7 protein-coding genes are annotated in these 5,614 nt (G+C 69.7%); 4 read left to right on the forward strand and 3 right to left on the reverse strand.

Annotated elements, in window-relative coordinates; genetic code table 11:
• Positions 1–23 precede the first annotated feature (23 nt).
• Both E1200_RS30715 and E1200_RS30720 read left to right on the forward strand, forming a co-directional pair.
• The gene (locus E1200_RS30715) at positions 24–587 is read left to right on the forward strand and encodes a DUF1349 domain-containing protein (protein ID WP_131955712.1); all 564 of its coding nucleotides are present in this window, start codon (positions 24–26) and stop codon (positions 585–587) included.
• A 68-nt stretch (positions 588–655) separates the two neighbouring features.
• Positions 656–1,627 carry an alpha/beta hydrolase gene (locus tag E1200_RS30720; RefSeq protein WP_131955714.1) on the forward strand — a complete coding sequence of 324 codons (972 nt, stop codon included), beginning with the start codon at positions 656–658 and terminating at the stop codon, positions 1,625–1,627.
• 38 nt (positions 1,628–1,665) lie between these two features.
• Here the strand turns inward: E1200_RS30720 and E1200_RS30725 are convergent, their stop codons facing one another.
• Positions 1,666–2,283: a TetR family transcriptional regulator gene (locus E1200_RS30725; protein WP_131955716.1), complete on the reverse strand. Its 618-nt coding sequence runs from the start codon at positions 2,281–2,283 to the stop codon at positions 1,666–1,668.
• 97 nt (positions 2,284–2,380) lie between these two features.
• Here E1200_RS30725 and E1200_RS30730 point away from each other — a divergent pair, with 97 nt between their 5' ends.
• Positions 2,381–3,373 (forward strand): oxygenase MpaB family protein, encoded by a 993-nt coding sequence (locus E1200_RS30730; protein WP_131955718.1) that lies wholly within the window; start codon positions 2,381–2,383, stop codon positions 3,371–3,373.
• Between the two features lie 26 nt (positions 3,374–3,399).
• Positions 3,400–3,780, forward strand: a complete 381-nt coding sequence (locus tag E1200_RS30735) for a VOC family protein (RefSeq protein WP_131955720.1) — start codon at positions 3,400–3,402, stop codon at positions 3,778–3,780.
• 67 nt (positions 3,781–3,847) lie between these two features.
• On the opposite strand, the gene E1200_RS30740 is transcribed toward E1200_RS30735, so the two are convergent.
• Positions 3,848–4,576, reverse strand: coding sequence for a hypothetical protein (locus E1200_RS30740; RefSeq protein ID WP_131955722.1), 729 nt, complete (start codon positions 4,574–4,576; stop codon positions 3,848–3,850).
• A gap of 621 nt (positions 4,577–5,197) precedes the next feature.
• Positions 5,198–5,614 (reverse strand): hypothetical protein (locus tag E1200_RS35385; protein WP_347813252.1); only part of this gene is annotated, 417 nt, incomplete at its 5' end.

A 5,614-nucleotide genomic window follows, 5' to 3' on the forward strand; every position in this document is an offset into this window, starting at 1 on the left:
ACCCCTCCCCGTAGATTCCGGGCATGATCACAGGCGACTGGCTCAACCCGCCCCCCGCCGCCGACCGCGACGGGGACCACCTCCTCGTCACCGCCGCCAAGGGCAGCGACTTCTGGCGGACGACCGCCTACGGCTACGACCGCGACGGCGGCCACGCGCTGCTGTCGCCCCTCGGCCCCGAGGCCGCCGTCGAGGTCTCGTTCATCGCCGACTACGACCACCAGTTCGACCAGGCCGGGATCCTGCTCCGGCTGGACGAGGCCACCTGGATCAAGACGGGCGCCGAGTACTGCGACGGCGAGCTCCAGCTCGGCGCCGTCGTCACCAACGGGGTGTCGGACTGGTCGTCCGCGCCCGTCCCGTGGGCCGGCCGCGAGGTGACCCTGCGGGCCAGCCGCAGCGGCGACGCCGTGACGATCCGGGCCCGCGCCGGCGACGACCCGTGGCGCCTGATCCGGCTGGCGCCGTTCCCCGCGGGCGTCCAGGCGGCGGCGGGCCCCTACTGCTGCGCCCCCGAACGCGACGGGCTCACCGTCCGCTTCACCCGCGTGTCGGCCGGCCCCCCGGACGAGGTTCTGCACCCCTGACTCTGTACCTGAGCGCTTACTCGGTAGTACGCTCGCGCCGCGGATTCGACTGGCGAGAGGGGCGGCGGATGCCGATCGCACCAACGGTGGAGGAGCGCGCGGGATGCGGGTGGCCCGCGAAGGCGGCCGCGCGGGTGTCCCGGTGGTTCCTGCGGCCGCTCGTCTCCCGGCTGCCGTGGACGCCGTTCACGCTGCGCTTCGCCCCGCTGCTCGACCTCGGCGCGGCGCTCATGGTCCCGCCGCGCGGCACCCGCGTCACGAAGGTGAAGGGGCTCGGCTGCGCCGCCGAATGGGTCCGCGGCCGCGGCGTGCCCCCCGGGTCGGGCAGAGTGATCCTCTACTTCCACGGCGGCGGGTTCGTCGCCTGCGGCCTGCGCACCCACCGCCGGATGCTCGCCCGGATCTCCCAGGCGGCGGGCATGCCGGTGCTGTCGGTCGCCTACCGCATGCAGCCCCGCGTGCCCATCCGCACGTCCATCGGCGACTGCGTGGACGCCTACCGGTGGCTGCTCGACAAGGGGTACGACGCCGAGAACATCGTGATCGGCGGCGACTCGGCGGGCGGCTACCTCGCCTTCATGGCCCCGCTCTACGCGATGCGCGACGGCCTGCCCCGCCCGGCCGGCATCGTCGCCCTGTCGCCCTTCGCCGACCTGGACATCGACGTCAAGATCGCGCACGCCAACGCGGCGCTCGACCCGTTCATCCCGGCACCGCGCATGTGGGACATGGTCCGCACCTGCTTCCCGGACGCCGTGTACACCGACCCGTGGCTGAGCCCCGTGCACGCCGACCTCAGCGGCCTGCCGCCCACCCTCATCCAGGCCGGCTCCATCGAGGTGATCCGCGCCGACGCGGAGCTGATGGCCGAGCGGCTCGGCGCCGCGGACGTGCCCTGCACGCTGCAGATCTGGGAGGGGCAGATGCACGTCTTCCAGATCTTCGCCGACGTCTCCCGGGAGGGCCTCGTCGCCATCAAGGAGATCGGCGCCTTCGCCCGCCGCGCCACCGGCGCGTCCGCCCGGCAGCAGGCCGCCTAACGCGGCCTCCACGACCGCCGGCCCTGGTGGAGACCGCGCTAGTCGGGGAGCTGCCGGACGGTGGTCGCGTGCAGCGCCAGTGACAGCTCGACGGCCTGGTCGACGACGGCGTCCAGGTCGTGGCCCAGTCGTCCGTCCGCCCACTGCTGCGCGAGCTCGGTCATCGCGCCGGTGAACATGGTCGCGGCGATGACGACGGGCAGTTCCGGCCCGGGGCCCATGGCGATGAGACCGTCCAACAGGCCCGTCTGCGCCGCCCTCCGCCTGACGGCGAGAACCTCGTTCCCGCGCGCTTCGGCGAACAGGACGCGTCCCCGGCGGGGGTCTTCGCTGATGAACCGCAGGACATTGCGGACGCCGGAGCGGGTCCGCGCCTCCGGGTCGGGGCCCGCCTCCTCCAGGGCGCGGGCGAGGACGTCCCCGAGCGCGGCGGCCTGCTCGTCGTAGACGGCGGCGAGCAGCTCGTCGGTTCCGCTGAAGTTCTCGTAGAAGTACCGGGTGTGCAGCTCGGCCTCGCGGCACACCGCGCGCACCGTCAGCCCGGCCTCGCCCTGCTCTCCGAACAGCGCGAACGCCGCCCGGACGAGCATCTCGCGCCGCTCGTCCTTCCGCCGGGCCACCGGCACCCCGGCCCACCGGGAGGACACGCTCGCCATGGCGCTCACGATAGCAACCGCCCCGCCAAGTCTGGACACACCTGTAACCAATCACTTATTCTGGCTACAGTCGTAGCCAGAAAGTGGGAGCCCCCGGATGAAGACCAACCCGATCGCCAAACGGTTCGAGCACGCCTTCGACACCGAGATCCGCTCCAGGTTCTTCAAGGGCCTCGACTTCGCCGGCCCCGCGGGCGACCCCGGCTGGTTCGGGCCCGGCAGCGCGGTCTGGCACGTCCACTCGCACCTGCCCACCTTGATCCTGGGCCTGGTCAGCGCCGCCTACATCGAGGGCCTGGACCCGAGCATCAGCTGGATGGGCTACGACCACTCCCGCCTCGCCGAACGCGTCGACGGCGTCCCGACCGGGAACTTCGACCCCGAGGGCGGCGCGGTGCGCCTCGCGCACTCCATCTCGTTCTTCATCGGCACCGCCTACGGCTCCACCGCGTCCGCGGAGAAGCTGGCCCGCACCGTCCGCGCCATGCACCACACGGTCAAGGGCACCCGCCCCGACGGCCTCGCCTACGACGCCGACGACCCCGAGTGGCTGCGCTGGAACTACGCCACCGTCGTGTGGGGCCTGGCCACCGCCCACGAGCGCTACCACCGGCGCCCCCTGCACGACATCGACCGCTACTACCGCGAGTTCGTCCGCGTGGGCGAGGCCCTGGGCGGCACCGACCTGCCCACCACCAAGGCAGAGACCGCCGAGTGCCTGGAGTCCTACCTGCCCAAGCTCGCCCTGACCCCGATCAAGGCGGCGCAGACCGGCCCGAACCTGCGCGACAGCAAGGCCAAGCCCTGGGAGCCCGGCAGCGAGTTCATGGACTGGGCGGCCCGCGACATGCTCCCGCGCTGGGCCCAGCGGCTCGCCCTCTACCAGCCGCCCAACCCGGTCACCCTCCGCCTGCGCCGCTCGTCCCTGTGGTTCGTGCTCAACTCCCTCCACGAGGCCACCGGCCCGCTCCCCGAGTACCGCCAGGCCCAGACCCGCGCCGCCGGCAAGAAGCCGAACCCCTTCATCTCCACCGCCCCCACGGCCCCGGACCCGGTCCTCACCCGCGAGGAGATCGAGGCCACCGCCTGACGTCCCGTCCGGCTAGCCTGACCGCCATGCACCGCAGCCGGCTGGTCGGAATCCTGATCGACACCCCCGCCGAGGACGCCGACGCGGCCGCGGACTTCTGGTCCGCGGCCCTGGGCGCCACGCCCTACCCCGCGCCGGACGAGGAACAGTTCACCGTCCTGCAAGGCGCCGTCCCGGGCCTGCTGACCGTCGTCCAATCGGTCGACGGCCCCCCGCGCTACCACCTCGACATAGAGACCGACGACCTGGAAGCCGAGGTGGCCCGCCTAACGGCCCTGGGCGCAGAACCCGTCTCCCAGTGGAAAGAGGCCCACACCCTACGAGCCCCAGGCGGCCACATCTTCTGCGTAGTCCCAGTACACAGCCCCGCCGAAACCTTCGCCAGCAAAGCCCAAACCTGGCCCTGACTCCGTGGTCGCCGCCGAGCGAACAAGGGCGAGTGACGGGTGACCGGCCATGAACCCGGACAGCGGATCAAGAGCATTCTTTCGTGTCGGCGTTCCGGGTCACTTTGACCCTGTCGACTGCTTCGGCAGGCAGGTGAGTCGCCCACCAGTAGGTTGCTACGTCGGCGTCCCCATTTCCGGTCTGGATCGAAGCGAGATACTGGGCGGTCTTCTCAGGGAGAAGGACGGCGATCAGTTCGACTGCCGCGCCCTCATCGCCTTCCCCTTCGCCGATTTGAACGTCGTCCACGCGCCATCCGTTGTCCGTGGGATTTGCGATCTGGTCGAACCAGTAGGGCGCGTTCGCCTCCGAAAGGCTCCGGTCGAAGAGGGCGATCCGGTGCCCTGATGGAATGCTCCCCGTTCCAGTGATCTGGTTGCAGTGCGGGATCACGTCGTTGCCCCCAGGGTGAACGAACTTGATCGGTGATGGCTTCGGGTCGTCCTTCTGATCGGGCTCATCGAGCATCGAGACGCCGGCGCTCGCGAACGCCAGAGTCCACAGCAGCGCCGGAACCCAGGGCTGTGCCGCCCACACCTTGACCTTTTTCGAGAAGGCGAAGAGCAGCCACGGAAGGCCCGCAGCGAAAAACAGAGCCGACGCGAGGACTTGTGACTGCTTCAGAACACCGCCGGCTACGGCGAAGGCGGCAAGAGAGACAACGAGCGAAGTGATCACCTCTGCTCGTCGCGACTCGTGTTCCGGTTCGCCCGCTTCTGCGTTCGGCGACCCTGTACCTGAGTTTTGCAAAGCCATGCGCGCCCCTTCGATATCGTGCCCTGCCTACTTCACGCGGGTATCACGTGATTGGACCAAGGGGTTGTATCCAAAACGCCATGGCTGCGTCGATGAACTGACGAGTAAGAATTCGTTGAGGCCGAGACTGGTCGGCTTGACAACCGACCGTCTTGATCCGACGTCGCAGCGGCCCCTATGTCGTGGTCATGCCTATATGTGGGGCCAGGTGAACCCAGGGACGGATGCTGTCAGCATCTCGACCACCCTTGTGGGCTCACCGTGGGCAGTAAGCCAACACGCGTCGTCCGTCACCATCATGCAAGGGCCGAGGTCGCGTTGAGGGTTGTGGTCACCGGCATCCAGGTGGCCGGTGACCTCGTCTTCGTAGGGAGCGCAGGCGTCGCCGACCTTCGCGCTCTCGGCAGGGAGCGGTGCCGCGGGGGCAGAGATGGGCAGCGCTCACCCAGGCTGCGATGCTCCCTTCGGGTGAGCCGGCGGTGGGCGAATGCCTTGACGCTGCTTCGGCCGTGGAGACCGGCCTGACATTCGACGGACGCTCATGCCGACGGCGAGGCCGCGTGTCACGGGATGGTCGACGGCGGTTCCGCAGCTCGGGCCGATCAGCTTGACGCGATGGGGTTAGGCGTCTCGGATATCCGGTTTGGCGGCTGAGAGCAGGCGTCCGGAGATGATGACGAGACGCTCGTCAGGGCCGATGCTCACGCCTGGAGGCAGCCGGTCACCGTACGAGCCGGTGGCGTCGCGGCCGATGATGGCGATATCGCCGTTGTCCAGCTCCCAGATCTCCGGGCAGTCCTGGGTCGTGCGGCTGTCGCCGACCTCGGCGGCCGTCTTGCCCAGCCTTCGATGAAATCCAGCGTCATGATCGGCTTCCCATGGCCTGGTCATGGTGGTGCTCGCTTCCAGTCGCCGGTGTTGGCCGAAGCCTCCCATTGAATGACTAAGGCGACAAGAGTGATCAAACGCCCGTTGGGGCTGAGTCATGCAGTCAAGGGGTGATCCCGCTGCCCGCAGCGCGCGAGTCAGGTTGTGGGG

Source organism: Actinomadura sp. GC306, assembly GCF_004348665.1.
Lineage (GTDB): Bacteria > Actinomycetota > Actinomycetes > Streptosporangiales > Streptosporangiaceae > Spirillospora.